This window comes from Litorivivens sp., assembly GCF_057445395.1.
In genome coordinates, this window is the sequence record NZ_JBVBUV010000003.1 from 65,041 (window position 1) to 89,226 (window position 24,186).

28 protein-coding genes are annotated in these 24,186 nt (G+C 54.5%); 1 reads left to right on the forward strand and 27 read right to left on the reverse strand.

The window, feature by feature from the left end; all coding sequences use genetic code 11:
* Window positions 1–5: 5 nt before the first annotated feature.
* Complete coding sequence (locus tag AC222A_RS01805) at window positions 6–1,145, forward strand: acyl-CoA dehydrogenase family protein (RefSeq protein WP_372797416.1); 1,140 nt, start codon at window positions 6–8, stop codon at window positions 1,143–1,145.
* Window positions 1,146–1,198: 53 nt separating this feature from the next.
* On the opposite strand, the gene AC222A_RS01810 is transcribed toward AC222A_RS01805, so the two are convergent.
* The 27 genes from AC222A_RS01810 to AC222A_RS01940 form a co-directional block, all read right to left on the reverse strand.
* Window positions 1,199–1,792, reverse strand: a complete 594-nt coding sequence (locus tag AC222A_RS01810; RefSeq protein ID WP_372797418.1) for a SprT family zinc-dependent metalloprotease — start codon at window positions 1,790–1,792, stop codon at window positions 1,199–1,201.
* Window positions 1,792–2,376 carry a phosphoribosyltransferase gene (locus tag AC222A_RS01815; RefSeq protein ID WP_372747989.1) on the reverse strand — a complete coding sequence of 195 codons (585 nt, stop codon included), beginning with the start codon at window positions 2,374–2,376 and terminating at the stop codon, window positions 1,792–1,794. The genes AC222A_RS01810 and AC222A_RS01815 overlap by 1 nt, the downstream gene beginning before the upstream one ends.
* 2 nt (window positions 2,377–2,378) lie before the next feature.
* Window positions 2,379–3,152 carry an enoyl-CoA hydratase/isomerase family protein gene (locus AC222A_RS01820; protein ID WP_372747990.1) on the reverse strand — a complete coding sequence of 258 codons (774 nt, stop codon included), beginning with the start codon at window positions 3,150–3,152 and terminating at the stop codon, window positions 2,379–2,381.
* Between the two features lie 17 nt (window positions 3,153–3,169).
* Window positions 3,170–3,874 (reverse strand): nitroreductase, encoded by a 705-nt coding sequence (locus AC222A_RS01825; protein WP_372747991.1) that lies wholly within the window; start codon window positions 3,872–3,874, stop codon window positions 3,170–3,172.
* The gene (locus AC222A_RS01830) at window positions 3,867–5,006 is read right to left on the reverse strand and encodes a CaiB/BaiF CoA transferase family protein (protein ID WP_372747992.1); all 1,140 of its coding nucleotides are present in this window, start codon (window positions 5,004–5,006) and stop codon (window positions 3,867–3,869) included. The genes AC222A_RS01825 and AC222A_RS01830 overlap by 8 nt, the downstream gene beginning before the upstream one ends.
* A gap of 151 nt (window positions 5,007–5,157) precedes the next feature.
* Window positions 5,158–5,976 carry a crotonase/enoyl-CoA hydratase family protein gene (locus AC222A_RS01835; protein ID WP_372758237.1) on the reverse strand — a complete coding sequence of 273 codons (819 nt, stop codon included), beginning with the start codon at window positions 5,974–5,976 and terminating at the stop codon, window positions 5,158–5,160.
* Window positions 5,977–6,061: 85 nt separating this feature from the next.
* The gene (locus AC222A_RS01840; protein WP_372748976.1) at window positions 6,062–7,684 is read right to left on the reverse strand and encodes an acyl-CoA synthetase; all 1,623 of its coding nucleotides are present in this window, start codon (window positions 7,682–7,684) and stop codon (window positions 6,062–6,064) included.
* A 60-nt stretch (window positions 7,685–7,744) separates the two neighbouring features.
* Entirely contained in the window at window positions 7,745–8,908 is a 1,164-nt protein-coding gene (locus AC222A_RS01845; protein WP_372748977.1) for a thiolase domain-containing protein, read from the reverse strand.
* Window positions 8,908–9,966 (reverse strand): thiolase domain-containing protein, encoded by a 1,059-nt coding sequence (locus AC222A_RS01850; RefSeq protein ID WP_372748978.1) that lies wholly within the window; start codon window positions 9,964–9,966, stop codon window positions 8,908–8,910. The genes AC222A_RS01845 and AC222A_RS01850 overlap by 1 nt, the downstream gene beginning before the upstream one ends.
* The gene (locus tag AC222A_RS01855; protein WP_372748979.1) at window positions 9,959–10,474 is read right to left on the reverse strand and encodes a Zn-ribbon domain-containing OB-fold protein; all 516 of its coding nucleotides are present in this window, start codon (window positions 10,472–10,474) and stop codon (window positions 9,959–9,961) included. Before AC222A_RS01855 ends, AC222A_RS01850 begins: the two co-directional genes overlap by 8 nt.
* Window positions 10,475–10,484: 10 nt before the next feature.
* Window positions 10,485–10,928 (reverse strand): Zn-ribbon domain-containing OB-fold protein, encoded by a 444-nt coding sequence (locus AC222A_RS01860; RefSeq protein WP_372748980.1) that lies wholly within the window; start codon window positions 10,926–10,928, stop codon window positions 10,485–10,487.
* 223 nt (window positions 10,929–11,151) lie between these two features.
* The gene (locus AC222A_RS01865) at window positions 11,152–11,544 is read right to left on the reverse strand and encodes a group III truncated hemoglobin (RefSeq protein ID WP_372748981.1); all 393 of its coding nucleotides are present in this window, start codon (window positions 11,542–11,544) and stop codon (window positions 11,152–11,154) included.
* 52 nt (window positions 11,545–11,596) lie between these two features.
* The gene (gene der / locus AC222A_RS01870; RefSeq protein ID WP_372758242.1) at window positions 11,597–13,015 is read right to left on the reverse strand and encodes a ribosome biogenesis GTPase Der; all 1,419 of its coding nucleotides are present in this window, start codon (window positions 13,013–13,015) and stop codon (window positions 11,597–11,599) included.
* A gap of 6 nt (window positions 13,016–13,021) precedes the next feature.
* Window positions 13,022–14,203 carry an outer membrane protein assembly factor BamB gene (gene bamB, locus AC222A_RS01875; RefSeq protein WP_486774585.1) on the reverse strand — a complete coding sequence of 394 codons (1,182 nt, stop codon included), beginning with the start codon at window positions 14,201–14,203 and terminating at the stop codon, window positions 13,022–13,024.
* Window positions 14,200–14,883 (reverse strand): YfgM family protein, encoded by a 684-nt coding sequence (locus tag AC222A_RS01880; RefSeq protein WP_486774586.1) that lies wholly within the window; start codon window positions 14,881–14,883, stop codon window positions 14,200–14,202. Before AC222A_RS01880 ends, bamB begins: the two co-directional genes overlap by 4 nt.
* A 14-nt stretch (window positions 14,884–14,897) precedes the next feature.
* Window positions 14,898–16,175 carry a histidine--tRNA ligase gene (gene hisS / locus AC222A_RS01885; RefSeq protein WP_372758240.1) on the reverse strand — a complete coding sequence of 426 codons (1,278 nt, stop codon included), beginning with the start codon at window positions 16,173–16,175 and terminating at the stop codon, window positions 14,898–14,900.
* Between the two features lie 28 nt (window positions 16,176–16,203).
* Complete coding sequence (gene ispG, locus AC222A_RS01890; protein WP_372748368.1) at window positions 16,204–17,319, reverse strand: flavodoxin-dependent (E)-4-hydroxy-3-methylbut-2-enyl-diphosphate synthase; 1,116 nt, start codon at window positions 17,317–17,319, stop codon at window positions 16,204–16,206.
* Between the two features lie 2 nt (window positions 17,320–17,321).
* Window positions 17,322–17,744 carry a helix-turn-helix domain-containing protein gene (locus AC222A_RS01895; RefSeq protein ID WP_372748367.1) on the reverse strand — a complete coding sequence of 141 codons (423 nt, stop codon included), beginning with the start codon at window positions 17,742–17,744 and terminating at the stop codon, window positions 17,322–17,324.
* Window positions 17,737–18,537 (reverse strand): type IV pilus biogenesis/stability protein PilW, encoded by an 801-nt coding sequence (pilW, locus tag AC222A_RS01900; protein WP_372748366.1) that lies wholly within the window; start codon window positions 18,535–18,537, stop codon window positions 17,737–17,739. The genes AC222A_RS01895 and pilW overlap by 8 nt, the downstream gene beginning before the upstream one ends.
* On the reverse strand, window positions 18,534–19,718 hold the full coding sequence (gene rlmN / locus AC222A_RS01905; RefSeq protein ID WP_372748365.1) for a dual-specificity RNA methyltransferase RlmN: 1,185 nt from the start codon (window positions 19,716–19,718) through the stop codon (window positions 18,534–18,536). The genes pilW and rlmN overlap by 4 nt, the downstream gene beginning before the upstream one ends.
* 24 nt (window positions 19,719–19,742) lie before the next feature.
* Window positions 19,743–20,171, reverse strand: coding sequence for a nucleoside-diphosphate kinase (gene ndk, locus AC222A_RS01910; RefSeq protein ID WP_372748364.1), 429 nt, complete (start codon window positions 20,169–20,171; stop codon window positions 19,743–19,745).
* Between the two features lie 148 nt (window positions 20,172–20,319).
* On the reverse strand, window positions 20,320–21,477 hold the full coding sequence (locus tag AC222A_RS01915; RefSeq protein ID WP_486774587.1) for an IscS subfamily cysteine desulfurase: 1,158 nt from the start codon (window positions 21,475–21,477) through the stop codon (window positions 20,320–20,322).
* Window positions 21,478–21,482: 5 nt separating this feature from the next.
* The gene (gene iscR / locus AC222A_RS01920; protein ID WP_372748362.1) at window positions 21,483–21,953 is read right to left on the reverse strand and encodes a Fe-S cluster assembly transcriptional regulator IscR; all 471 of its coding nucleotides are present in this window, start codon (window positions 21,951–21,953) and stop codon (window positions 21,483–21,485) included.
* 53 nt (window positions 21,954–22,006) lie between these two features.
* Entirely contained in the window at window positions 22,007–22,789 is a 783-nt protein-coding gene (trmJ, locus tag AC222A_RS01925) for a tRNA (cytosine(32)/uridine(32)-2'-O)-methyltransferase TrmJ (protein ID WP_372748361.1), read from the reverse strand.
* 2 nt (window positions 22,790–22,791) lie between these two features.
* A complete protein-coding gene (locus tag AC222A_RS01930) occupies window positions 22,792–23,247 on the reverse strand; it encodes a SufE family protein (RefSeq protein ID WP_372748360.1) in 456 nt (151 codons plus the stop codon).
* Window positions 23,247–23,780: a putative Fe-S cluster assembly protein SufT gene (gene sufT / locus AC222A_RS01935; RefSeq protein WP_372748359.1), complete on the reverse strand. Its 534-nt coding sequence runs from the start codon at window positions 23,778–23,780 to the stop codon at window positions 23,247–23,249. Before sufT ends, AC222A_RS01930 begins: the two co-directional genes overlap by 1 nt.
* Before the next feature lie 14 nt (window positions 23,781–23,794).
* Entirely contained in the window at window positions 23,795–24,172 is a 378-nt protein-coding gene (locus AC222A_RS01940) for a HesB/IscA family protein (protein ID WP_372748358.1), read from the reverse strand.
* Between the last annotated feature and the right edge of the window lie 14 nt (window positions 24,173–24,186).

A 24,186-nucleotide genomic window follows, 5' to 3' on the forward strand; every position in this document is an offset into this window, starting at 1 on the left:
AAACAATGCCTCTGGTACTGAATGAAGAACAGCGTCTACTCAAAGACACTGCCAAGGAATTTCTCAATAGCAGCGCACCCGTATCCGCCCTGCGCAAGCTTCGCGACGAGAAAAACGAAACCGGTTACGACAGCGCGCTGTGGAAACAAATGGTCGAACTGGGCTGGGCCAGCATGGTCCTGCCGGAAGAGTACGACGGCCTCGACTTTGGCTATATGGGATTGGGGGCTGTCATCGAAGAGACAGGTCGCACCCTAACCGCCTCCCCTTTGTTTTCCACGGTGGTACTCGGTGCCTCAGCCATTGTGTTGGGCGGCACTAACGAGCAAAAGCAAACCCTCCTGCCCGCCGTCGCAAGTGGTGAAAAAACCCTCGCACTGGCCGTTGATGAAAACAGTCATCACCGGCCGGCCAACACTACCCTGAAGGCCAATGCAGACGGCAATGACTTTGTACTGACCGGCACAAAAGTAACCGTGGTCGACGGCCATACGGCGGATCAGATTATCGTCGCCGCCCGCACCGCAGGAGAGGCCGGCAGTACCGACGGTATCAGCCTGTTTATCGTCGACGGAAGCGCCCCTGGACTGACACGGACCCGGCGCTGGATGGCCGACAGCCGCGCCACTGCAGAACTGGTTTTCAGCGACGTAAAAGTTCATAAAACACGGCTGCTGGGTGAGCTGAACAAGGGCTGGGATATTCTGGATCCGACCCTTGATCGTGGCCGTATATGCCTGGCAGCCGAAATGCTGGGTGGTCTGCAGGAATGCTTTGAACGCACCGTTGACTACCTGAAAGAACGCGAACAGTTCGGCGTAAAAATCGGATCGTTTCAGGCCCTGAAACACCGCGCAGCACATATGTTCACCGAAATTGAGCTAGCGAAATCCGTGGTACTCGATGCTTTCACTGCCATAGATGACGAGCGCGCCGACCTCCCCCAGATGGCCAGCTTTGCCAAAGCCACCGTCAATGATCTGTATTATCTGGTGAGCAACGAAGCCGTACAAATGCACGGCGGCATTGGCGTGACCGATGAACTGGAAATAGGCTTCTTTCTGAAGCGTGCGCGGATGGCGATTCAGTTATTAGGCGACAGCGGTTTCCATCGAGACCGCTATGCCAGTCTGAGCGGTTACTAAACGCTGAGCACCCCTTCTCTCAATTAAGAAGAAGGGGTGCGACAAATTGCATGCTAAAAACTGCGCGCCTTCAACTTTACGCGCCTGGCAAACGATAAATCGGCAAATGCCGCTGTCTGTTTTACGTCCGGCTTTATCTCGTGTTTACAGGCGCGACACTGGTAACGACTTCCCTTCAGAAAGTTAGCAAACCGCTGAGCACCAAATTCAAACTGCTGGCACCGACAGACAAACGGGTATGTCTTACGCTTACTCTGCTTGCGTACTTCTGCGCCCGTCGTATCAAAGGCTGCGGAGGCCTTCGGTGTTGCACCCAGCGCCGACGCCACCTGCTTCCATGCCTTATCATGCCCTCGCGAACGATACATCCTGCTGGCAACGATATGCGCCATTTCGTGGGCAATCGTGTCGTAGACAAAATCCCACTCGGCGTTATTAGCGAATATCACTTTGTTGATTTCAATCAGGTTTTTATGCGGAGTTGCGCGGCCCGCCATGCGTGCACTGCGTAGTTCAAAAGACAGTTCAGGTTTTCCATCGCGGTATTGCAGATGAGCTACCGCTCGCGCATAAGCCTCATCAAAAGCTCGCCGAATATCGGCATGGAGCTTTTCCGGAAGCGGCTCACGGTAGTTTGCTGCGGCCATCAGAGCTGTGGCTTTTTCGGCATGTCCTGACGCAGGCGCTGCACTACCGCAGTGACCTTCCCTCCTTTTTGTGCGATCTCTTCGTCGCTAAGATCACACAGCTCATGGGGGAAAACCAACCAGTCATCGGTTTCATGCAGATAATAGTCAGGCTTGAGTTCGGTTTTATTTCGAGCGGGTTTAAACCAGGGCATAGCCACTCGAATATCGCCGTGTTGCCCAGAGCCAAAATTATTGCGAATTTCAGCCAGTACTGCTTTGATCGTCAAGCCAGTATCAAATACGTCATCCACAATTAACAGCTTGTTGTCAGTGGTGAAATTGTTAAACACGTAGTCAAGGTTGTGCACCTTTACCCGGCGCTCGCGCTGATCCACTCCACTGTAGAGCGAGGTTCGAATGGCGATATGATCCACCGCTATGCCGCAGTATTCAAACAACTCCTGCACCGCCACACCCACCGGTGTGCCGCCACGCCACAAAGCAATAATGCAGTCTGGTCGGAAATCACTCTGGATAACGCGCGCGGCCAGCTCGTAGGCATCGTCGAGCAGGCTCTGCGCACTGATAAAATGCTTGTTCATACCTATTTCCGGAACTGCTTGAAGTCCGGCTGACGCTTTTCCAGAAACGCCATAACCGACTCGATATTTTCTGGCGACCCGGCCAACCGCATCATTTCCTCCTGCTCCCGATCATTAGCTGCATGCACATTGTTCACATGCACCTGCCGCATCAGTCGCTTGGTTGCAACCAGCGACGAGATCGGCCACTGAGCAATTTCTCGTGCCTTGCACATCGCCTGATCAAGCAGGCCGTCATCACTGACTTGCGCGGTAGCAATACCCACTTCACAGGCTCGATCTGCATTGATCCATTCAGCGGTATACATCAGTTCGGCCGCACGGCGCGCACCAATCACCTGCTGCAGGGTATAGCTACTGCCCCACTCCGGCACCAGCCCGAGTTGAACGAAAGGAAAACGCATGCGCAGGCTGTCACCAACATAGACCACATCAGCATTTAGCAACAGGGTTGCGCCGCCACCTACGGCAACGCCCTTGGCTGCGCAAATCAATGGCTTGTCAAAGTCCAGTAGTGCACGGGCGCTGGAGACAAAGGGGTGCTCACTGTCGCCATCAGCGTTAGCCATGTCATTTAGATCAACGCCTGATGAGAAATCCTTACCGGCACCAGTAATGACCACGCAGGCCACCTTCGGGCTATCCTTCGCGGCATTGATGGCTTCGCGAAAGGCAACCCATTGTTCTTTGTTAAAAGCATTCTTCTTTTCCGGACGATTCAGGGTAATCAGCAATACGCCGTCTTCATCCAATTGCTGTAATATTGTGTCAGACATAAGGTGTAGTTCTCGGGCTAGTCGTTAATAAAGTTTACGGCCGCGGCCAGATCAGCCCGACCGGTAACGCAGTTATTCGCAGGGTGATTCTGGTCTTCGTAGCCGAAGGAAATGCCAAACAGCAGTTTATTGCTTGAATCTACGCCCAATTCTTCTCTGATCTGGTCAGCAAAAAAGCTGAGCGCAGTTTGCGGACAGCTCGCCAATCCATGCGCTGACAGGCTCAACATCAGGTTCTGGGCATACATGCCCAGGTCAGCCGCTTCGCGAATACCAAAATGTTCCGGCAAAAACAGAAATGCCACATGTGGTGCACCAAAGAACTCAAAATTGCGGTAAAACGCTTCTCCACGGGCAGCCTTATCCTCACGCGATATTCCCAGCGCGTCGTAGAGCTGCTTAGCGGCATCATACTGACGCTCTTTGTAAACACCCTCGTATTTCCCATCATAGGGAAAGTCCATTGTCATTTTACCCTGCACAAAATCACTACTGATTCGAGCTTTGAGGCGCTCCTTGGCAGCGCCGCTGACCACTGCCACGTTCCAGGGCTGAGTATTACAGTTAGACGGGGCCTGCTGAGCAGTTTCAAATACGGATGCCAACACAGTGTCTGCTACTGGCTGTTTAAGAAAAGCGCGCACTGAGCGCCGCTCACGAACCAGCGCCTGAAATTGCGCTGCAGAAAAAGTCTCACTTGGGACTGTCGCCGCCTTACTCATATCGAATGGCTCCTGCCTGTTTATAAGATTCTATGTCACCTCGACCAAGGCCGGCCTCAGCTAGAATGCTGTCTGCATCTGCACCTGCCGCACAAGGCCCTCGCTGTATCGAAGAGGGGGTGCGCGAAAACCGTGGCGCCGGCGCTGATTGCGTCACGCCGTCTATCTCGACATAGTTTTTGCGCGCCTGATTATGGGGGTAGAGAACCGCCTCGTTTGCATCAAGTACCGGCGCAAAACACACATCGGTACCCTCCATTATGCCACACCATTGATCGCGGGTTTTGGTCTTCACCTTGTCGGCTATGCGCTGCTTGAGCAGTGGCCATTGATCCTTCTCAAACAGGTGCGAGTACCCACCTTGCCCCAGGTCCAGCTCCAGTTTTTCCGCCAATAGCGCGTAAAACTGCGGCTCAATGGCACCGATCGAAATATACTTGCCGTCAGCGCACTGATAGGTATCGTAAAAGTGCGAGCCGCCGTCCAGCCAGTTGTCTTCTCGCTCCAGGCTCCAGGTGCCTCCGGCCATATAGGCCTGGGTTGGGGCCATCAGCGATATCACACCGTCGGTAATGGCAGCGTCAACCACCTGCCCTTTGCCCGACGTTCTGGCTTCAAGCAACGCCGCTAACAGCCCCATAATCAGGTATAACGAACCGCCACCGTAGTCACCCACCAGATTCAATGGTGGCACCGGACCGCTCGCTTTGCGACCAATGGCTGCGAGGGCACCGGTGACGGCAATATAGTTAATATCATGGCCTGCACTGTGCGACAGCGGGCCCTCCTGCCCCCAGCCGGTCATCCGCCCGTAGACCAATTTCGGGTTCCGCTCGAGGCATATTTCCGGCCCGAGCCCGAGCTTTTCCATTACCCCTGGCCGAAACCCTTCAAACAGTGCATCGGCGCCTGCAATCAGAGTCAAGGCGAGATCGATCGCCTCCGGCTTTTTAAGGTCAAGTGCAATACTGCGCTTCCCGCGCGCACTAATATCAGAGGGCGTCGCTGCGCCTGCCGCGCGATCGATACGAATAACATCCGCCCCCATATCTGCCAGCAGCATGCCGGCAAAAGGTCCGGGACCAATCCCTGCCATTTCAATGATACGAATTCCCGTTAGTGGGCCAGACATGGCTTATCCTCTCTTATATCGCTGACTCCTTGGCCGGTCGCCCACACCTGAACAGCCGGTAAAGCGCGCTTGCGGTGAGCCAGGGTTTAGCGAACTAAAAAAAACGCCCGTTCCTCGCGAAACAGGCGCTCACGTTCAACAACGCAGGGGGTTATTCGCCGGTAAAGTTGGCCGGCCGTTTTTCCTTGAAAGCACGCATTCCCTCTTTCGCATCTTTCGACGCGAAAACCGGACCGGCGAGCTCGTCGGATTTCAGCATCGCCTCGTCTTCCGCCATATCTGTCTGCAGCTCGCGCAATGAGCGGGTAATGGCTTTCAGCGCCAGCGGGCCAGTTTTGCACAGCTCTTCAGCCATTTTCTTGGCTTCTGCTAACGCCTGCCCCTTGGGTACGATGCGATTGATCAAGCCCCACTCCAACGCTTCCTGGGCAGTGCAGTGACGGCCCAACAACACCATTTCGGCAGCACGACAATACGGAATTTGACGCGGCAAGCGGATACTTGAACCTGCCATCGGATAAAGACCGCGCGCGACCTCAGTAACGCCGTAGATAGAATCTTCGGAACCTATACGCAAGTCAGTACCCGCGAGAATCTCAGTGCCGCCTGCCAATGCGTAGCCTTCAACAGCGAGTATCAGGGGTTTGCTTGGACGATTGTCACGCAATAGAGCTTGCCAGTGCACATTCGGTACAGTGCCCATCAGATTCATAAATTCTTCTGACGCCCCATTGTCGCCATCAGGCCCGGCTTTCAGATCCATACCGGCACAGAAGGTATCGCCAACAGCCGTCAGGATGGCGCACATCAGTGAGTCATCCTCGTCCAGACGACGCCAGGCTTTGTACATTCCAAGCAACATTTCCGGGTTAAAGGCGTTTTTTGCCTCCGGACGGTTCAGGGTGACAATCAGGGTTTTGCCTTCCTGTTCGATAATGCAGTTTTTGGTGCTGATATCGAGTTCAGCCATTGGAAATCTCCATCGTTATTCAATTACGTCTTGCGCAAGCCCGGTCGCGAAGCATTCGTATGACAGGCATACGCCTAAGCGTCTATCAGGCCACTGCGCCTTCGCCGCTGAGCGCAAACGCTTTCGCCGTCTTGTAATCTGGCTTGCCGCTGGGCGCGCGGGGAATATCCGCAATCACGTGCATGGCGCGAGGCACTTTATAGCCGGCAATATGTTTGCGGCAGTGCTCTTTCACATCCTCAAGCGTTAGGCTAACACCGCTACGCAGCTGCACAACGGCCGTTACCTTGCTACCCCAGCGCTCGTCTGGCGTGGCAACAACCAGGGCATCAAAAATACCTTCGTGGGCCTTCAGCGCGTTTTCCACTTCTTCCGGGAAGATTTTCTCACCACCACTGTTGATGCAGTTCGAACCACGACCAAACACTGTGATGGAGGTGTCTTCCTCCAGTTTTGCGGCGTCGCCTGTCAACAACCAGGTTTTACCGTCAACCTCGACAAAGGTTTTGGCCGTTTTTTCAGGATCGTTGTAGTAGCCCTTGGGTATATAACCAGAGCGGGCAAAAATGCCGGTTTCGCCGGGTTTAGCGTGCCGGCGCGGCGTTTCGTCGTCGATGATGACGTCCATGTATTCGGTGCGGGTTACATTACCCAGGCCGGATTCCGACTTTTTCTGACCGTTATCCATTCCCATCTGACCGCCTTCAGACGAGCCAAAACTGTTGGTGATAAAGACATTCGGGAAATGCTTACGGAACCCATCCTGCTTGGCTTCTGAGAAGACCGCGCCGCCTGACCCTACATTAAAGATGGTACCCAGTTCCCAGCGACCCGGGTTTGCTTCCAACGCATCCAACAGCGGAATTGCCATTGCGTCGCCAACAATCTGAACCGCGTTGACTTTTTCGCGCTCACACAAGTCCCAGACGTGCTCACCATTAAGCGAGTGCTGATCGTTCAAGACTAGTTTATTACCCGCCAGAAGTTGGATACACGCGTACCACCAGGACGCACCATGCATCAGCGGCGCCAGCGCAATACCACACAATGGGTTTTCGGCTACGCGGGTAGCAATGTCTTGTGGTGTTTCGCATGGACCATTGGGCGAGAAGTGCCCGCCACCGCCCATCGCTGCAAAAAAGACATTCTTGTGCGGCCACATCACGCCTTTTGGCATACCGGTGGTGCCGCCAGTATAGAGGATGAAGTAATCATCACCCGAGCGCTCTTCGAAATCGCGCGCATCGCTCTGACCAGCCATTGCCGATTCGTACTCAACGGCTGCGATGGTATTCAGGTCGGCACCACTGTCGTCATCAACAGCGACAAAAGTCTTCAGGTCTGGTGCTGCGCTGCGGATTTCCGCAATATGCGGCGCAAATTCACGGTGGTGAACACACGCCACCATGTCGGCATTGTCGAAGATATAAAGCAATTCATCTTTGACGTAACGGTAGTTGACGTTGATGGGCACTGCACGAATTTTGAAGCAAGCCAGCATCGCTTCCATGTATTCATTGCAGTTATACATGTAAAGACCCACATGATCGCCGGACTTCACGCCCTGCGACTTCAGGTAATGCGCCATGCGGTTCGCGCGCTTGTCCAACTCACCAAACGTCGTGCGGTGATCGCCGCAAACCAAGGCCTCGCGCTCGGGCACCTTGTCCGCCACCACTTCAAACATATCTGCCAGATTGAATTGCATTTTTCCCTTCCCGTTAACTGACACCGGCCACATGCGTGGCCGGTTGATGGAGCGTTATATCTACGCTTTTTCTGATCCGACAACCCACATGGCAAAGAATTGCGCACCTCCGCCGTAGGCGTGGCCCAATGCAAGCTTGGCACCGTCGACCTGATGATCGCCGGCGTCGCCGCGCACCTGCCGCGCCGCTTCGGCAAAGCGAATCATACCGGAGGCGCCGATGGGGTTACTGGATAGTACACCACCCGAGCAGTTCCAGGGGATGTCGCCATTTTCATCCAGCGAGGTCGCCCCTTCCATGGTTAGCTTCCAGCCTTCACCTTTTTCGGCAAAGCCGAGGTTTTCCAGCCACATGGGCTCGTACCAAGAGAACGGCACATAGACTTCTGCACAGTCCAGATCCTTGCGCGGATTGGTAATGCCTGCCTGAGCATAAACATCCTTGGCACAATCAATACCCGCCTGCGGACTAACTTCCTCGCGGCCGGCATACATGGTTGGCTCGGAGCGCATTGCAGTACCGCGAATCCAAGCCGGTTTTTTCGGTGACTGTTTAGCCAGCTCTTCGTTTGAAATCACCAGCGCACAAGCGCCGTCAGAAGACGGACAAGACTCCAAGAAGCGCAGCGGCTCCCACAGCATGGGGCTGTCTTCGACTTCCTTCATAGTGATATTAGGCAGTTGCAAATGCGCCAGCGGGTTGCGGGCGCCGTGCAGACGATCCTTCACCGCCACTTTGATACCGGCATCGCTCGGCGCGTTGGTACGACGCATGTATTCGCGAATAATCGGCGCAAAGAAGCCTCCGGCACCGGCGTTCAGGTGAACCGAAAACGGCTGTGCGTTTGACAAGGCCCACATGGCGTTGGACTCAGACTGTTTCTCATAGGTCACCGTGAGAATGCGCTTAAACATGCCACTTTGCACATAGGATGCAGCGACGATGGCAGTTGAACCACCCACCGAACCCGCGGTGTGAACCCGCAACATCGGCTTGCCGTTACAGCCTAGCGCGTCGGTCAGATACAACTCAGGCATGATCATGCCTTCAAACATATCTGGCGCTTTACCGACGATAACCGCGTCGATATCGTCCCAAGTCAGTTCCGCATCCTGCAAGGCCTTGAGGGCCGCATCGCGTACCAATCCGGCAATGGATACTGTTTTGTGTTTGGTCTGGTACTTGGTCTGGCCAATACCGACGACTGCAGCTAATTCAGCCATTACTCTCCCTCCAATACCGCGACCAGGTTCTGTTGCAGCGCGTGACCTGAGGTCGCATGCGCTACGCCGCGTTTGATTTCACCCTTGATGATACGATTGGCCACTTCACCAACCCGTGACAGGCCAGAGGCCATCATCTGGTTGCCCGCAAGGACACCACCGGACGGATTGATCACGGTGTCATCACCCAATCCCAACGCTTTCTTCAAGATGATTTCCTGGTGACTGAAGGGAGCGTAGAGCTCTGCGACCTCAACCGGGCCGTTGGCCACACCAGCTGCCTTGGCGGCAATCTCGGTGGATACAGATTTGGTCAGGTCTCGGGCACCAAAGTGATGGGACTCGATACGATGATCGATACCCTTCAGCACGGCGTAGGGCTTGCCCCACTCCTTCGCTTTTTCAACCGTCGCGATAACCATGGCACTGGCACCGTCGGAAATCGGACAGCAGTCATGCATGCGCAGGGGAGACAGATAGGTCGGCTCCGCCAGCAATTCATCCACACTCACATCACCCTTAAGTTGGGCGTGGGGGTTGGATTTGGCGTTTTTGCGCGAGCGTGCAACCACTTCGGCCATGTCAGCTTCAGTGATATCGCCGTTGTCGAGCATGGCGCGCGCCTGCAGGGCCGCGCTGCTGACCGTATCCAGCCAAAGCGGAGACAGGTAATAGGGATCGAGTTGCTGCGACAATACAATTGGCAGCTCACCGGGAGATGATTTTCCGAACCCATAAAGCAGGGCAGAATCAGCCTGGCCCATACGAATTTTCAGCACTGCTTCGTACAGAGCCCAGGCCGCATCCATTTCAACATGAGATTCCTTGATCGGTGGAACCGCACCCAGTGCATCCACACCCAGCACGAAGGCAAAGGCGGCACCCTGCAGGTAGTCACAGGAACCAGAACAAGTAAAGTCCACGTCTTGGGCGCTTTGAATGCCCACGTTATCCAGCACTTTGCGGATAACCGGCATGATCAGTTCCACTTCGTTCAGGGCACCGGCATCACGCACACAGTCCGACTGAACAAAAGAGACAATGGCTATATCACGCATCTTTCAGTCTCCCAATTTCTTCCGCCGGTACATCAGGCTCGTCGATCGGCGTGTAGTATTTGATGTTTTCCATCGCGAAAGTCCACTCGCTGGGATCTTTCCACTGGGCCTCTACTCGCATACCGATACGCACGTCTTCGTTCTTGCACTCACTCAGCAGATGCAGGAAAGAAATGTTTGCGCCGTCAGGTATCAGGTTGGCGATAACATAGGGCGGTTTGATGGGGTTACCAGGGATAGGTATGTGCACGATGGTAAAGGACTGTACCGTTGCCTTGTTTGACAGTTCTACTTCCTCTGTCGTGGCCACACCACAGGCAGCACAGGCGCCGCGCGGCGGGATATAGACATTGCGACAGGATGGGCAACGTTGCCCTACAAGCTTGCCCTCTTTGACCTTGGATAGGTAGCGGGCTGTCGCCGCGCCGGCGGTAAAGTTGTAGTCGAGATAAACGGGCGATTCGATGCCGGTGATCGGCTCCAGCGCCTCTTTGTTTGCGTCACTCATGGCAGTCTCCTCAAGCTGGCTCAAAGCAGGCGATATCGGTGATGAAACCCTTGGTTTCTTCAGCCCAGCGCACCTTCACTTTCATGCCGGTGCTCATTTTCGATTCGTCACCAGCGTCAACCATGTGAATCATGGGGATGTCGGAACCGTCGATCTGGATCTGGGCCCAAGCAAAGGGCTGATCCAAAAGGTGCTTGTCACGGGGATGCTTAACCCAGGCCCAAGTTCGCACCACGCCAGTATCCGGCAGGTCCACAAATTCGCTGAGTTCCTCAGCGGTAACGGGGTCATATTCCATCGGCGGTACAATCACCTTGCCATCGCTTCCCTTGATCCCGACGATCTTGCGATCGCGCAGGGCCGTGAGAAAACGTCCTACCACCGGCCCGGTGGTGCGTGTATAGGTATAGCCGAGGGTAAACGCCTGTTGCAGTACTTCCGCTTGGGCGGACATAGGCCTGTCTCCTTGCTTACTGGCTTGAATTAACAACAATCAGAGTCGCATTGAACGACTCTAATCCACTGAAAAAATTAAACTTTTTGTAATAAACCGGCAGTTAGCCGACCATGGGACAAGTATTGAGCAGGAAGGGGGATAACTCAATGACCGAATGTGGCCTATCGGTGTGACAAATCCGATCAGAGGGTATTGAAAGCGCGAGATGAGGGTGGAAAGACTACAGCGGCTTGCCCGACTCCCGCTCAAGTGCCTTGTGCATATTTGTGGCAATCTGTCCGGCTACCCGTTTCGCCCGCTCAGCCTTCTCGCCCGCGAAGTGCTCGTCGACCGTTTCGGTAAAATACGCCAGCCACTGATCAAAATCAGCGCCGCGCAGCTCCCGCTTGTCGTGGAGTTGGCGATGAATATTCATGGTGTGGCGTTTGTAATTGTTCTCACCAAGCAGAAGCTTTTCCCAATAAGCTTGGATTCGGGGAAAGTGTTCTCGAATATCGACATTGGCCACATCGAGAAAGATAGGCGCCAGACGTTCGTCCACCAGCAGCTTATCGTAGAAGGCTTGCACGAAGTCTCGGATACGCTCTGGTGTGTCGAGGTCGGGTTTTGCCATAGGGTTTTACCAATCGGGTCAGCTCGGCCGAGGCCAACCGAAGAAAAACCGGCTATTTGCCGCGCTTCTTCTTCGAATCTCGCTTCTTCACAAATTTCATCAACCGCTTTTTGCGATTCACTTGGCGAGAAGTGAGCTTGTTTTTCTTACCCTCAAAGGGGTTTTCACTGGTACGAAATTCGATACGAATCGGCGTTCCCACCATGTCCAGATGACGGCGAAAAGTCTTTTCCAGGTAACGCTGATAACTGGATGGTACTTTGTCGGTCTGATTGCCGTGAATCACGACAATCGGCGGATTCTGTCCGCCGGCGTGGGCGTAGCGCAGTTTTATGCGTCGACCATTGACCATTGGTGGAGCGTGATCAAACACAGCGCCTTCAAGGATCGTCGTCAGATGGCGAGTGGACATTTTATCTGTGGCCGAATGGTAGGCCTTATCCACCGACTCATAGAGATGACCCACCCCGGTGCCGTGTAAGGCAGAGATAAAGTGCACTTCCGCGTAATCAATAAACTGCAGCCGCCGTTCCAGCTCAAACTTGACGCGTTCTTTGTGATCAGGCTCAAGCCCGTCCCATTTATTAACCGCCAGCACCAGGGCACGGCCGGACTCCACCACCTGCCCCAACAGGTGCAGATCCTGATCGACAACACCTTCTCGAGCATCCATTACCAAAATGGTTACATTGGAGTCATCAATGGCTTTCAGGGTTTTGACGATGGAGAATTTTTCCACCACTTCTTTTACATTTTTACGACGTCGCACCCCGGCCGTATCAATCAGCGTGTAGGGCGTGCCGTCGCGCTCGTAATCAATATAAATACTGTCACGGGTTGTGCCCGGCTGATCGTAGACCACCACCCGGTCTTCGCCCAGCAAGCGATTGACCAGCGTGGATTTACCAACGTTGGGCCGCCCGACAATGGCGATTCTGGTGCCGCGGGCCGCCTTCTCATCCTCTGGCTCCTCGTCGACAACGGGAAACCCGGCAACAAGTTCATCCAGAAGCGAGCGCACACCACGACCGTGAGTGGCAGTGATCGGGTATAGCTTTTCGACACCCAGCTCATAAAACTCGGCGATGGCGGTATTGGGGTCAACGCCATCGACCTTGTTGATAACGTAATAGAAGGGTTTGCCGGAACTGCGAAATTTGGCAGCCAGCGCGTAGTCCGACGGTGTCAGGCCTGCGCGCGCATCCAGCAGGAAGAGCACTGCATCGGCTTCGTCGATTGCCGCCAACGACTGCTCAGCCATGACGGTGTCGATGCCTTCCTCTTCGCCGGTAATACCACCCGTGTCAATCGCGATAAAACGGTTGCGCCCATGGGTTACCTCGCCGTACTTGCGATCGCGAGTAAGGCCCGGGAAGTCTGCCACCAAGGCATCGCGACTGCGTGTCAGCCGATTAAACAGTGTCGATTTGCCCACATTGGGACGCCCGACCAGGGCCACAACCGGAATCATGCTCATTTATTCGTCGGCGCCAAAAAGACGCTTGAAAAAGCCAGGCTTATCGCGCTCGAAAGTGTAGGCCACCAGCTTGCCATCGTTGCTGAATACATACAGCTTGTCATCAGCAACACTCATCGGGGCACGTACACCACTACTGTCTACCCGTACGCGGGACACCAGGTGACCGTCAATCTGTGACACAAAGTGGAGATAACCCTCGAAATCACCCACTACTAAGCTGCCACTGAGAATCGCGGGCTCGGTCAATTTACGGCGCGCCAGGATCGTCTGAGTCCAGACAACGCCCTGCCCGTTCTGCTCGAAGGCATGAATACTGCCCTGCGCGTCCGCCACATAAATATTGCCGTAGCCTTCCACTGCACCACTGTAGCTGGACAGATCGCGCTCCCATAGGGGCCGACCACTGCGAACATCAATCGCCACGAGCTTTCCCTGATACCCAACGGCATACAGCACGCCGCTGTGTAGTAACAAGCTGCCATCAACGTCTGACAGTCGCTCGATTTCGGTACTGCCTTTGGGCACCGCAACACGCTGCTCCCAGCGCAGCTCGCCAGTCTTTCGATCCAGTGCCACGACTCGGCCATTGGCCAGGCCGGCATAGACAGTCTGACCATCGAGCAGCGGCGTAGAGGTGCCGCGCAGAGTCAACCGAGGTACCGATGCCGCAAAGGCCCAAAGTTTTTCGCCGGTGAGCGCATCAAGCCCCACCACTTGACCGTCATAAGTCTGGGCGACAACGATCTCCTCATCGCTTACCGGAGGTGCCAGTATTTCACCGTTGAGCTGTGTTTCCCACAACTGTTCGCCTTTGAGATCATAGGCAACGACCTTGCCTTCGGCCGTACCCAAATAAAGGCGCTCGCTGTCTATGCCGACACCACCGCTAACGGCCAGCTCCAGATCGCGCTTCCAACGTTTTTTGTCAGTCGCGCTGTCTCTAGCCTGCAATTTTCCGTCAGCCGATACGGCATAAATGGTATCGCCCTCGATCGCTGGACGCAGCTGGTACAGACCTTTGCCCTGGCCTTTACCGATACCGGCAGACCACAACTTTTCAACGTCGCGTTCAATGACAAAGTCTGTCAATTCAGCGGGTTCGTTTTCCTCCGGAGTACCGGCACAGGCCGCAAGCATAAGCGGCGCCAGTACAATCAGATATCTGGCCAAGGGTTTCATTCAGTATCGGCTCCATCCTCGGAACTTGATTCAAGATCGCGGATTTTCATGTCCAACAAGGGGTTGGGTGAAGCGTTTTCCAGCTTGCCCAGCTCAGCTCTGGCTTCTTTATAGGCCGCCAGCGCGGCTGCCTTATCGCCTTGGGCAAGATAGATATCCCCGCGAGTCTCGCCAATCAGCGCTGCATAACTGCCAAGTGCGGTGCCTGCCAGTGCCTGCTGTGCATCTTCGTATCGCTTCTGCGCAAGCAGCACATGTGCCAGCCGAACCTTCGCCTGCAGCAACAACGGCGCTTCTGGCTTTTGCTCTACAACCCAAGTCAGTTCCTGCTCAGCCGTCTGCCAGTCGCTTTCCAGAGCTGCATACTTGGCCTTGTACATCGCGCCGAAAACAGCATAGGTACTGCCATCAAATTCAGCCTTAAGCGTATCGGCAAAGTGCTTTGCACTGGACAGTTTGGTGCTGTCATTTTCAACAGCCGCGTCCGCTTCCAGCAAGCTTTGATAAGTCGCCGCCGCCTCAGCACTACGCGTGTCCTGCTGCTTCTGCCAACCCTGCCAGCCAAAAACAAGACCGATCGCTACCACAATACCCAGCGCAATCGATTTGCCGTTCTCCTGCCACCAATTCTTCAGTACTTCAATCTGTTCTTCGTCCGTGCGATACGTTTCCACACTCATACCTCTGTGTATATTCAGTTTTTATTTAATTCACGTTGTAACAGGGCAAGCAACTCGCCCTGCCCAAGTTCCTGTTGTTCGCGGGTTTCCCGCAGCCACTTGAGCTGTACTTTGCCCTGCTCGGCTTCTGTCTCGCCAATCACGACCGCCAGCCACGCTCCGGATTTGTCAGCCTTTTTGAACTGGCTTTTAAAGCTGCCGCCACCACAGTGGGTCACCACCTTTACATCGAGCGATCCGCGCAGCTGTTCCGCCAGTTTAAGGGCGGCAATTTCAGCCTGGGTGCCGGAGCTTACCAGATAGACATCGGCCTGAGCCGTTTTCTCCGGCAGATTGTCGGTTGCGTCAAGTAACAGGCACAGGCGCTCCAGTCCCATCGCAAATCCGACCGCCGGGGTGGCTTTACCACCGAGCTGTTCGACCAGCCCGTCATACCGACCACCGGCACATACCGTCCCTTGGGCGCCCAACAGATTGGTGGTCCATTCAAATACCGTCAGACCGTAATAATCCAGCCCGCGAACCAGCTTCGGATTGCGCACGTAGGCAATACCGAGCGCGTCGAGTCGCGCACAGAGCCCATCAAAATGCGTCTTGGACGCCTCATCCAGGTAATCGTCAAATACTGGCGCATTACTTAGCAGGGCCTGAGTCTGTTCACTTTTGCTGTCAAGAATTCGCAGCGGATTAGTCTCAAGGCGACGTTGACTGTCCTCATCCAACTGTCCCTTCAGCGGCGCAAGATAGGCCACCAGTGCTTCGCGATAAGCTTTTCGGTTATCGCTGCTACCCAGTGTATTGAGCTCCAGCGTCAAGCCTTCGGTGATACCCAGCTCTTCCCAGAAACGGGCACTTAGTGCGATCAGTTCGGCATCAATATCCGGACCGACCATTCCAAAGGCTTCCACACCTACCTGGTGAAACTGGCGCAGTCGGCCCTTCTGCGGGCGCTCGTGCCGAAACATGGGGCCGGTGTACCATAGACGCTGCACCTGATTGTATAACAGACCGTGCTGCTCGCAGGCTCGCACACACGACGCTGTGCCTTCCGGACGCAAGGTCAGACTATCGCCGTTCCGGTCCTCGAAGGTGTACATTTCCTTTTCGACAATATCCGTGACTTCGCCAATGGAGCGCTTGAACAGCTCCGTCTGCTCCAATATCGGAAAGCGGATTTCACTGTAGCCGTAACGCGCCAGCAAATGTTGCAATTTGCCTTCCAAATACTGCCAGAGTGGGGAGTCCTCGGGCAGCAGGTCGTTCATGCCACGGATAGATTGAATCTTTGCCAACGTGCTAAATCCTTGTCTGCGTCGACACTCAAGCCTGACGCACAATAATGTCGTTTTCCTCGGCCTGCTTTTTCGCAACCCGCTCGCGAATCAGATGCTCCAGATGATCAATCAGTTCACCGCTTTGCACTTTGTGATCGGTTTTACCGTCGATATAAATCATGTTACTGGGGCTGGCTCCGGTTACACCGATCTCCACTTCCTTGGATTCACCTGGGCCGTTGACGAAGCAACCGATAACCGCAACATTCACTGGCGTAGTGACGTCTTCCAATCTGGCTTCCAGCTCATTCATGGTGCCGATAACATCAAAGTTCTGGCGCGAACAGCTCGGGCAAGCAATAAAATTAATGCCTTTTGAGCGAAGTTTCAGACTCTTCAGAATTTCATAGCCAACCTTGATCTCTTCAACCGGGTCTGCCGCCAGCGATACCCGAATGGTGTCGCCGATACCGTCCATCAACAGCATGCCCAGACCAACCGAGCTTTTAACCGTTCCACCGCGCAGTGCGCCGGCTTCGGTAATCCCCAGATGCAGTGGTTGCTCTATCAACGTGGCGAGTTTGCGGTACGCACCCACGGCCAGAAACACGTCGGAAGCTTTGACACTGACCTTGAAATTCGGGAAATCAAACTTATCGAGAATATCGACATGCCGCATGGCTGACTCAACCAGCGCATCGGCCGTCGGCTCACCGTACTTGCGCTGCAGGTCTTTTTCCAGCGAGCCGGCATTTACACCAATACGGATAGGGATATTTTTGTCTCGCGCCGCGTCGATCACCGCGCGCACTCGATCCTCGCGACCAATATTACCCGGATTAATCCGCAGACAATCAACGCCGTACTCGGCAACTTTCAGCGCGATTTTGTAATCAAAATGAATGTCGGCAACCAGCGGTACATTTACCTGAGCACGTATATCTCGAAACGCTTCCGCAGCCTCCATCGAAGGCACGGAAACCCGAACAATATCAGCACAGGCGGTTTCAAGCTGCCGTATCTGAGCGACAGTCGCCGCCACGTCACAGGTATCGGTATTGGTCATGCTTTGCACAGAAATGGGAGCATCACCCCCAACCGGCACATTGCCTACCATTATCTGACGGGACTTGCGACGGACGATAGGAGATTCATGCAGCATGTTCAGACCTCGTTGTGCTGTTCTGTCGCATTCGCAGATTCAGGGTATGCCGTGTCTGCGTGCGCAAATATCCAGTTCGCGCCGAGCCAAAGCAGCGCGGCGACTACCAGCGATGCGATGACCTTGTGCATGGGCTTGATCGGCGATTGAACAGTAATATCGCGCGTTACCTTTCTGGCAGTCGCAGGCTTTAAATAGGGCTCGGTTGCTCTCAGCAAAGGCTCGGGTGACAGATTCAGGAAGCGTGCATAACTGCGAACATAGCCGCGCACAAATATGTCGGCGTTCATCCGCTGAAATTCGTTGGCTTCAATCGCTTCAACATGGGAAACCAATAGATTGAGGCTGTCTGCTACATCCTGCGCGGTTAATCCGGCGGCCTCTCGCGCTTCGCGCAGGCTGCTGCCCGGTTCAAGATCACTCACTTTCATCACCTCCGTTCTGCGCTGCGAGGTATGCCTTGTATTCCAGATATTCTCGAGACTTTGGGTACAGATTCTTCAATGCCAACGCATAACTTGCATGCGTATTCTGATCGCCAAAAACATCGGCCAGTCGAATCCCCAGCCACAGGCTGGCGGCAGACTGCTTATCTGACAGCCGACGGTATTCATCGTAGAAAGCCTGTGCAGAGGGGTAATCACCCAACGCGTAGTTACTTCGCGCCAGACCCAGCATCGCTGGCCTTGAGACCTTATCCATGAAGTAGGCGCGCTTGTAGGTGGTCACCGCGTCTTTAGGTCTATCAAGTTTTTCGTAACAGCGGCCCAAGTTGAGGAAGGCATTCAAGCGGCCTTCATAGAGCACATCTTCAACGACACGTTCGAACTCTTTCGCCGCTTCGTTGTAGCGCTCCAAACCAAAGAGGAAGGCCGCGTAATTATTCCGAACCCGTGAGTTTTCAGAACCGTATTTGAGTGCTGACTGGTAGTGCTTCTCAGCCAGCTCCAGCTCACCGGTATTCTGAAACACCAGCGCGAGGCCCTCGTGTGCCTCCACATTTTTTGGATCGGTCTCAATCGCGTAGCGCAAGTGGCGTTTGGCTGCATTCCACTCACCTGAGTGGATGTAGGTACGCGCTAACTGCGATGACAGTTCCAATGCTTTGGCTTCATTTTTCTTGTCACTATAGGGCGAATCGGTTGTAGTCACACAGGCGGACAACAGAGCGCTACCAAGCAGAATCAAACAGGGTTGGATCAGACTACGCACACTCATGGAATATTCATCACCTTGATTTCTTCTGGCAATCCGGGCTGCTTGCCCTGAGACGCGCGCAATACATGGCGCGCATTGCGCCGCGTTCGATCTACCACTTCACCGGCCAACTGACCGCACGCTGCATCAATATCATCACCGCGAGTTGTTCGCACTGTGGTCACGAAATCCGCCTTGGTCAGAATCTCCCAAAAGCGTCGCGTCGCATTTTTGCTGGGGCGTGAGTAATCAGACAGTGAAAAGGGGTTAAAAGGGATCAGGTTAATTTTGCAGGGAAAATCCTTGAGTAGAGCCGCCAGTTCATGGGCGTGCTCGGGCTGGTCGTTAACACCGGCAATGAGCGTGTACTCAACGGTTACAACCCGATGAATATCAGGCTGACAGTCAATATAGTGACGACAGGCTTCGAGTAACTCGGCAATGGGATAGCGTTTGTTGATTGGCACCAATTCATTGCGCAGTGCATCGTTGGGCGCATGCAGAGAGACCGCCAACGACACCTGGGAAACTTTGGCCAGATCATACAGTTTGGGGACCACACCGGACGTACTGAGGGTCACTCGCCGCTTGGACAGGCCATAGCCAAAATCGTCCATCATTAAATCGGTAGCGGCAACAACGTTGTCGAAATTGAGCAGGGGTTCACCCATACCCATCATGACTACGTTGGTGACAATACGTTTTTTTGCCCCAAAGCCATCGTAGGATTTAATAGCTTGCCAAACCTGGCCAATAATTTCAGCCGCTGTCAGGTCGCGCTGAAAGCCCTGCTTACCTGTGGAGCAAAAACTGCAATCAAGGCTACAGCCAACCTGTGACGACACACACAATGTGGCGCGCTCACCGTCTGGAATCAGCACGGTTTCGACCACATTACCGCCACCGACACCGATCGCCCACTTGCGTGTACCGTCTTTGGAATCCAGCTGACGAAGTATCTCCGGCGGCCGTATTTCTGCCACCGTTTTGAGCTTGGCCCGAAGCGCCTTGCCCATATCCGTCATTTCCTCAAAATCGTCTACACCGCGATGATGCATCCATTTGAGGAGTTGCTGGGCGCGAAACGGCTTCTCGCCCAGCGACGCCATAAACTCTGCCAGCTGGGCGCGGGTCATCCCCAGCAGGTTGACCGGTTGCACCTGCCCTGGGTTCAGGGGCGGCTGGCTGGCAGATTCACTCATGGCGTTTTACCTTGCGCGCTGATCTTAGTCGCGATCGCAGATTTCGCTGGCAGCGAAAAAATATGCAATTTCACGCTCGGCAGAGGCTGCTGAATCAGATCCGTGCGCCGCATTGGCATCGATAGATTCCGCAAAGTCAGCACGAATGGTGCCGGGCTCGGCTTCTTTCGGGTTGGTGGCACCCATCAGCTCACGGTTTTTGGCAATAGCGTTTTCGCCTTCCAGCACCTGAACAGTCACGGGACCAGAGGTCATAAAGTCGACCAACGCCGGGAAGAAAGGACGGCCTTTGTGCTCTGCGTAGAAACCTTCGGCTTGCGCACGGCTCAGGCGCAGCATTTTGGCAGCAACAATACGCAAACCCGCTTTTTCAAAGCGGCTATAGATCTCGCCAACCACATTTTTCGCTACCGCGTCAGGTTTCACAATGGAAAGAGTACGTTCCACAGCCATCAGTCAATTTCTCCAATAAAAACAAAGTATTTAAAAAAACCAGCGACAGCCGCTGGTTCGTTCACAAAATCCGCTAATTATAAGCTTATCTGAGCTAAATGAATATGGCGTGACCTCAGGAATGACGGGAAGTCAGGCGGTGAATAGCCTAGTTCGCCTGCTGCGCGCTGCCGCGCAACCGACTTACCGCATCCACGACCTGATTGGCCGCACTCTCCAGCTCCCCAGCGGTGCTATAGCGACCAAAACTGAAACGCACAGAACTCAGCGCTAGCGTGTCGCTAATACCTATCGCCCGCAACACATAGCTGGGCTCCAGAGTAGCCGAAGCACAAGCCGATCCGGTAGAAACCGCCAGATTGCGCAGCGACATCAGCAAAGACTCGCCATCAACGCCGGCAAAGCTGACATTGACGATGCCGGGCCAACCGTCTCCATTAATCGTCAGGCCATCCAGCGCCCGTAGCCCAGTGAGAAACTGCTCGCGCAGCCCCGCCAGTCGCTGTCTCTCATCCTCAAGCGATTCTGCGGCCAATGCGCAAGCCTCGCCAAAGCCAACAATCTGATGCGTGGGCAATGTACCTGATCGCAACCCGCGTTCGTGGCCACCACCGTGCATCTGAGGCAGTGGCTGACACTGGCTGCGACGCTTCACATACAGTGCGCCAATGCCTTTCGGGCCATAGCATTTATGAGCGGAAATCGACATCAGATCTACTGACAGCGTCGCCAGGTCAATCGGCAGCTTACCCACACTCTGCGCCGCATCGACATGGAAGAAAGCCTGATGCTCACTCAGAACGCTACCAATAGCGGCAATATCGTTGATTGCACCGAGCTCATTGTTTACATGCATCAGGCTGACCAGAATCGTATCGTCGCGCAGCGCCGTCGCCACAGCTTCCGGGCTGACCACACCTGCAGCGTCGGGCTCTAGGTAGGTAATAGAGAAGCCTCGGCTGGCCAGGTACTCACAAGTATCCAGCACGGCTTTGTGCTCAATGCGCGAGGTAATAATATGCTTGCCCCGCTCACTGTAAGCCTCTGCAATACCCTTGATGGCCAGGTTATCGGCCTCGGTGGCGCCTGAGGTCCAGACAATTTCCCGATTATCCGCCCCGATCAGGTCAGCGACCTGTCGGCGGGCAATTTCTACCGCCTCTTCGGCCTTCCAACCCAATAGGTGTGAGCGCGACGCCGGGTTTCCAAAGTTACCCTCAAGCGTCAGACAGGCAGCCATTTTGTCGGCAACACGCGCATCAACCGGTGTGGTTGCAGCGTAATCGAGATAGATCGGTGACTGCATTGGGCTCACTCTACCAATGTCATAGCGATATGATCGGCTTCGCGATGATTCTGGCGGCTGGCAATCTGCTGAATTTCGCTGCGCTGTACCAGACTTGCCAGGCTGATGCCGCTGAGAAAGGTATGAATCTGGTCACTGAGGTCGCTCCACAGATGGTGTGTGAGACAAACCTCTCCTTCCTGACAGTTGGCCTCTCCAGAGCAGTTGGTGGCATCAACGCTCTCATCAACGGCGTCGATAATGTCCGCCACGAAGGTCTCTTCAGTTGCTTTGTCGAGACAGTAACCACCACCCGGACCGCGAATACTTTTTACCAGCCCCCGGCGGCGCAGCTTGGCAAACAGCTGCTCGAGATAGGACAGGGAAATATGCTGGCGCGAGGAAATCTCGGACAGGCTCACCGGCCCCTGATCACTGTGCAGCGCCAGATCCAGCATCGCCGTGACCGCGTAACGGCCTTTTGTGGTCAATCGCATTGTTCTCTATGACCTCCCCTCGTGCTGCATCGCACACGAGACTCCCAAGTTATCTAAGCAGAACTGCTTTCGTCGGCCGCAGCGGCCGATGGCGTGTCAGCATTTTGCTGGCGTAGCTGATACTGCGTGGAGGTAAGAATGCCACGCAGAATATTCATTTCCATCTCATCTGGCCGCGCTCTGGTATACAGACGGCGCAGCCGGGTCATCAATTGCTTGGGCGCATCCGCGCGCAGAAAGCCCAGTGCAATCAGGGTTTCTTCGAGATGCTCCATATAGCGCTCTAACGCGTCAGCCGTGGCTGGCGGCTGATCCCACTCTTCCAACGGATTGCCACTGAGCTCGCCGTCCAGCGAGGTCATGCGTAGCTCGTAGCAAAGCACCTGTACCGCCATCGCGAGATTCAGCGAGCTGTATTCCTCATTCGCCGGAATATTGACGTGTAGATTGCACTGCTGCAGCTCTTCATTGGTTAAACCGCGATCTTCACGACCAAATACCAGCGCGACTTTGTGCTTGCTGGCTTCACCGTAGGCCTGCTTCGCACAATGGCGCGGATCCAGCAGCGGCCACGGAATTCGCCGCCCTCTCGCGCTGGTACCGATCACCAAAGCGCAATCGGCAATGGCATCTTCCAGCGTTTCAAACACCGTCGCGTTGTCCAGCACATCAGTCGCGTTAGAGGCGCGCCAGGTGGCTTCGTCGTGGGGAAACTTTTTCGGTGCCACCAACGCCAGGTCACTGACACACATATTTTTCATGGCCCGCGCCACCGCACCGATATTGCCCGGATGGGAGGTGTTCACCAGAACAATGCGAATATTATCCAGTGACATGATTAACCTGCCTGCCCTGCAGCCTTATCGGCAGCAATATCGCGGATACGCTGCACCATGGCTCGCAAACCATTGCCGCGCGTGGGGCTTAGGTGGCGCAGCAAGTCCAGCTGTTCAAAATACTGTTCAATATCGAACGCCAATATCTCGTTTGCGGCTTTATTGTTGTAGGCAGCAAGGATTACCCCCAGCAGCCCTTTCACAATAAAGGCATCACTGTCTGCCTGAAACTCGAAGCTGTCGGCGTGCTTCTCAGTTTCCAGCCACACCTGACTCTGACAACCACGAATAAGACGATCATCTGTTTTCAAATCGTCGGGCATATCGGGCAATTCCTTACCCAGATCAATAATGTATTTGTAGCGGTCTTCCCAGCTGTCGAAAAACCCGAGGGTATCGACAATATCGTCTGCCGTAATACTGCGCCCAAAAGGGTTGTCGCTTACACGCGCATCCATCAGTAAAACATCCCCGTTTCCAGCTGAGCCTCTTCCGACATCATTTCCCGATTCCATGGCGGATCAAACACCAGCTCCACCGTCACAGCCCGCACATTTGGCACCTGCGCCACGCGGTACTCGACGTCGCCCACCAGCACAGGGCCCATACCGCAACCCGGCGCAGTCAGCGTCATCTCGATATCCACTGCTTTCGCGGATTGATCAATCTCCACTTTGTATATCAGCCCGAGGTTTACAAGATCTACGGGGATTTCCGGATCAAACACAGTGCGCAGAGCATCCCAAACCTGCTCCTCCAGGATGTCTTCGCCATCGGGCTGCTCGAACGCCAAAACTTCCGGTTCCAAACCGAGCGCCGCCGCATCAGTACCGTCAACCCGCACCATATTGCCGTTGTAGGTTACGGTGTAATTACCTCCCAACGCCTGGGTGATAGTGACAAAGTTGTCCTTGGGGATGGTAATGGGAGTGCCCACCGGAACAATCCGCCCCGGACAATCGGTGACTGTGGTCACCATTCTGCGTTCCATGTGTTTCGCTAACCTCAATTCACACTAAAGCTTTCGCCACAGCCGCACTCATCCGATACGTTCGGATTGATAAACTTCAATGTGCGGTTAAGGCCTTCTCGGGTGTAGTCAATCGTGGTGCCACGCATCATCGCCATGGCATCCGGCGCCACATACAGATTGACGCCGTTATCAAGGACAATCGCAATATCATCAGCCGTTTTCTGCTCGACAATATCGATCACATACTTGTAACCGGTACAGCCACTTTCCTTCACCGACAAGCGAATCGCAGCATCCGGCTTTTCGGCCAGCTGCTTGCGAAAGTGTTCCTGCGCCGCGTCGGTGACGCTCAAGGCAGGCACATCCGTTCCAGAAGGTTCTGTTCCGGGTATAAAGGTTTCTACACTCATACTCTCACTCCAAC

Excerpts from the sequence above, each read along its gene's own strand:
- AC222A_RS01845 (WP_372748977.1), bottom strand. The coding sequence starts at position 8,908 with ATGGCTGAATTAGCTGCAGTCGTCGGTATTGGCCAGACCAAGTACCAG.
- AC222A_RS01865 (WP_372748981.1), bottom strand. The coding sequence starts at position 11,544 with ATGGCAAAACCCGACCTCGACACACCAGAGCGTATCCGAGACTTCGTG.
- AC222A_RS01835 (WP_372758237.1), bottom strand. The coding sequence starts at position 5,976 with ATGGCTGAACTCGATATCAGCACCAAAAACTGCATTATCGAACAGGAA.
- trmJ (WP_372748361.1), bottom strand. The coding sequence starts at position 22,789 with ATGTCACTGGATAATATTCGCATTGTTCTGGTGAACACCTCCCATCCG.
- AC222A_RS01830 (WP_372747992.1), bottom strand. The coding sequence starts at position 5,006 with ATGTCTGGCCCACTAACGGGAATTCGTATCATTGAAATGGCAGGGATT.
- bamB (WP_486774585.1), bottom strand. The coding sequence starts at position 14,203 with ATGAAACCCTTGGCCAGATATCTGATTGTACTGGCGCCGCTTATGCTT.
- rlmN (WP_372748365.1), bottom strand. The coding sequence starts at position 19,718 with ATGAGTGAATCTGCCAGCCAGCCGCCCCTGAACCCAGGGCAGGTGCAA.
- AC222A_RS01860 (WP_372748980.1), bottom strand. The coding sequence starts at position 10,928 with ATGTCCGCCCAAGCGGAAGTACTGCAACAGGCGTTTACCCTCGGCTAT.
- AC222A_RS01825 (WP_372747991.1), bottom strand. The coding sequence starts at position 3,874 with ATGAGTAAGGCGGCGACAGTCCCAAGTGAGACTTTTTCTGCAGCGCAA.
- AC222A_RS01820 (WP_372747990.1), bottom strand. The coding sequence starts at position 3,152 with ATGTCTGACACAATATTACAGCAATTGGATGAAGACGGCGTATTGCTG.
- ispG (WP_372748368.1), bottom strand. The coding sequence starts at position 17,319 with ATGCTGCATGAATCTCCTATCGTCCGTCGCAAGTCCCGTCAGATAATG.
- AC222A_RS01855 (WP_372748979.1), bottom strand. The coding sequence starts at position 10,474 with ATGAGTGACGCAAACAAAGAGGCGCTGGAGCCGATCACCGGCATCGAA.
- AC222A_RS01815 (WP_372747989.1), bottom strand. The coding sequence starts at position 2,376 with ATGAACAAGCATTTTATCAGTGCGCAGAGCCTGCTCGACGATGCCTAC.
- AC222A_RS01805 (WP_372797416.1), top strand. The coding sequence starts at position 6 with ATGCCTCTGGTACTGAATGAAGAACAGCGTCTACTCAAAGACACTGCC.
- iscR (WP_372748362.1), bottom strand. The coding sequence starts at position 21,953 with ATGCGATTGACCACAAAAGGCCGTTACGCGGTCACGGCGATGCTGGAT.
- AC222A_RS01810 (WP_372797418.1), bottom strand. The coding sequence starts at position 1,792 with ATGGCCGCAGCAAACTACCGTGAGCCGCTTCCGGAAAAGCTCCATGCC.
- ndk (WP_372748364.1), bottom strand. The coding sequence starts at position 20,171 with ATGGCTGTGGAACGTACTCTTTCCATTGTGAAACCTGACGCGGTAGCG.
- AC222A_RS01915 (WP_486774587.1), bottom strand. The coding sequence starts at position 21,477 with ATGCAGTCACCGATCTATCTCGATTACGCTGCAACCACACCGGTTGAT.
- der (WP_372758242.1), bottom strand. The coding sequence starts at position 13,015 with ATGATTCCGGTTGTGGCCCTGGTCGGGCGTCCCAATGTGGGCAAATCG.
- pilW (WP_372748366.1), bottom strand. The coding sequence starts at position 18,537 with ATGAGTGTGCGTAGTCTGATCCAACCCTGTTTGATTCTGCTTGGTAGC.
- sufT (WP_372748359.1), bottom strand. The coding sequence starts at position 23,780 with ATGGAACGCAGAATGGTGACCACAGTCACCGATTGTCCGGGGCGGATT.
- AC222A_RS01930 (WP_372748360.1), bottom strand. The coding sequence starts at position 23,247 with ATGGATGCGCGTGTAAGCGACAACCCTTTTGGGCGCAGTATTACGGCA.
- AC222A_RS01840 (WP_372748976.1), bottom strand. The coding sequence starts at position 7,684 with ATGCAATTCAATCTGGCAGATATGTTTGAAGTGGTGGCGGACAAGGTG.
- AC222A_RS01940 (WP_372748358.1), bottom strand. The coding sequence starts at position 24,172 with ATGAGTGTAGAAACCTTTATACCCGGAACAGAACCTTCTGGAACGGAT.
- AC222A_RS01880 (WP_486774586.1), bottom strand. The coding sequence starts at position 14,883 with ATGAGTGTGGAAACGTATCGCACGGACGAAGAACAGATTGAAGTACTG.
- AC222A_RS01850 (WP_372748978.1), bottom strand. The coding sequence starts at position 9,966 with ATGCGTGATATAGCCATTGTCTCTTTTGTTCAGTCGGACTGTGTGCGT.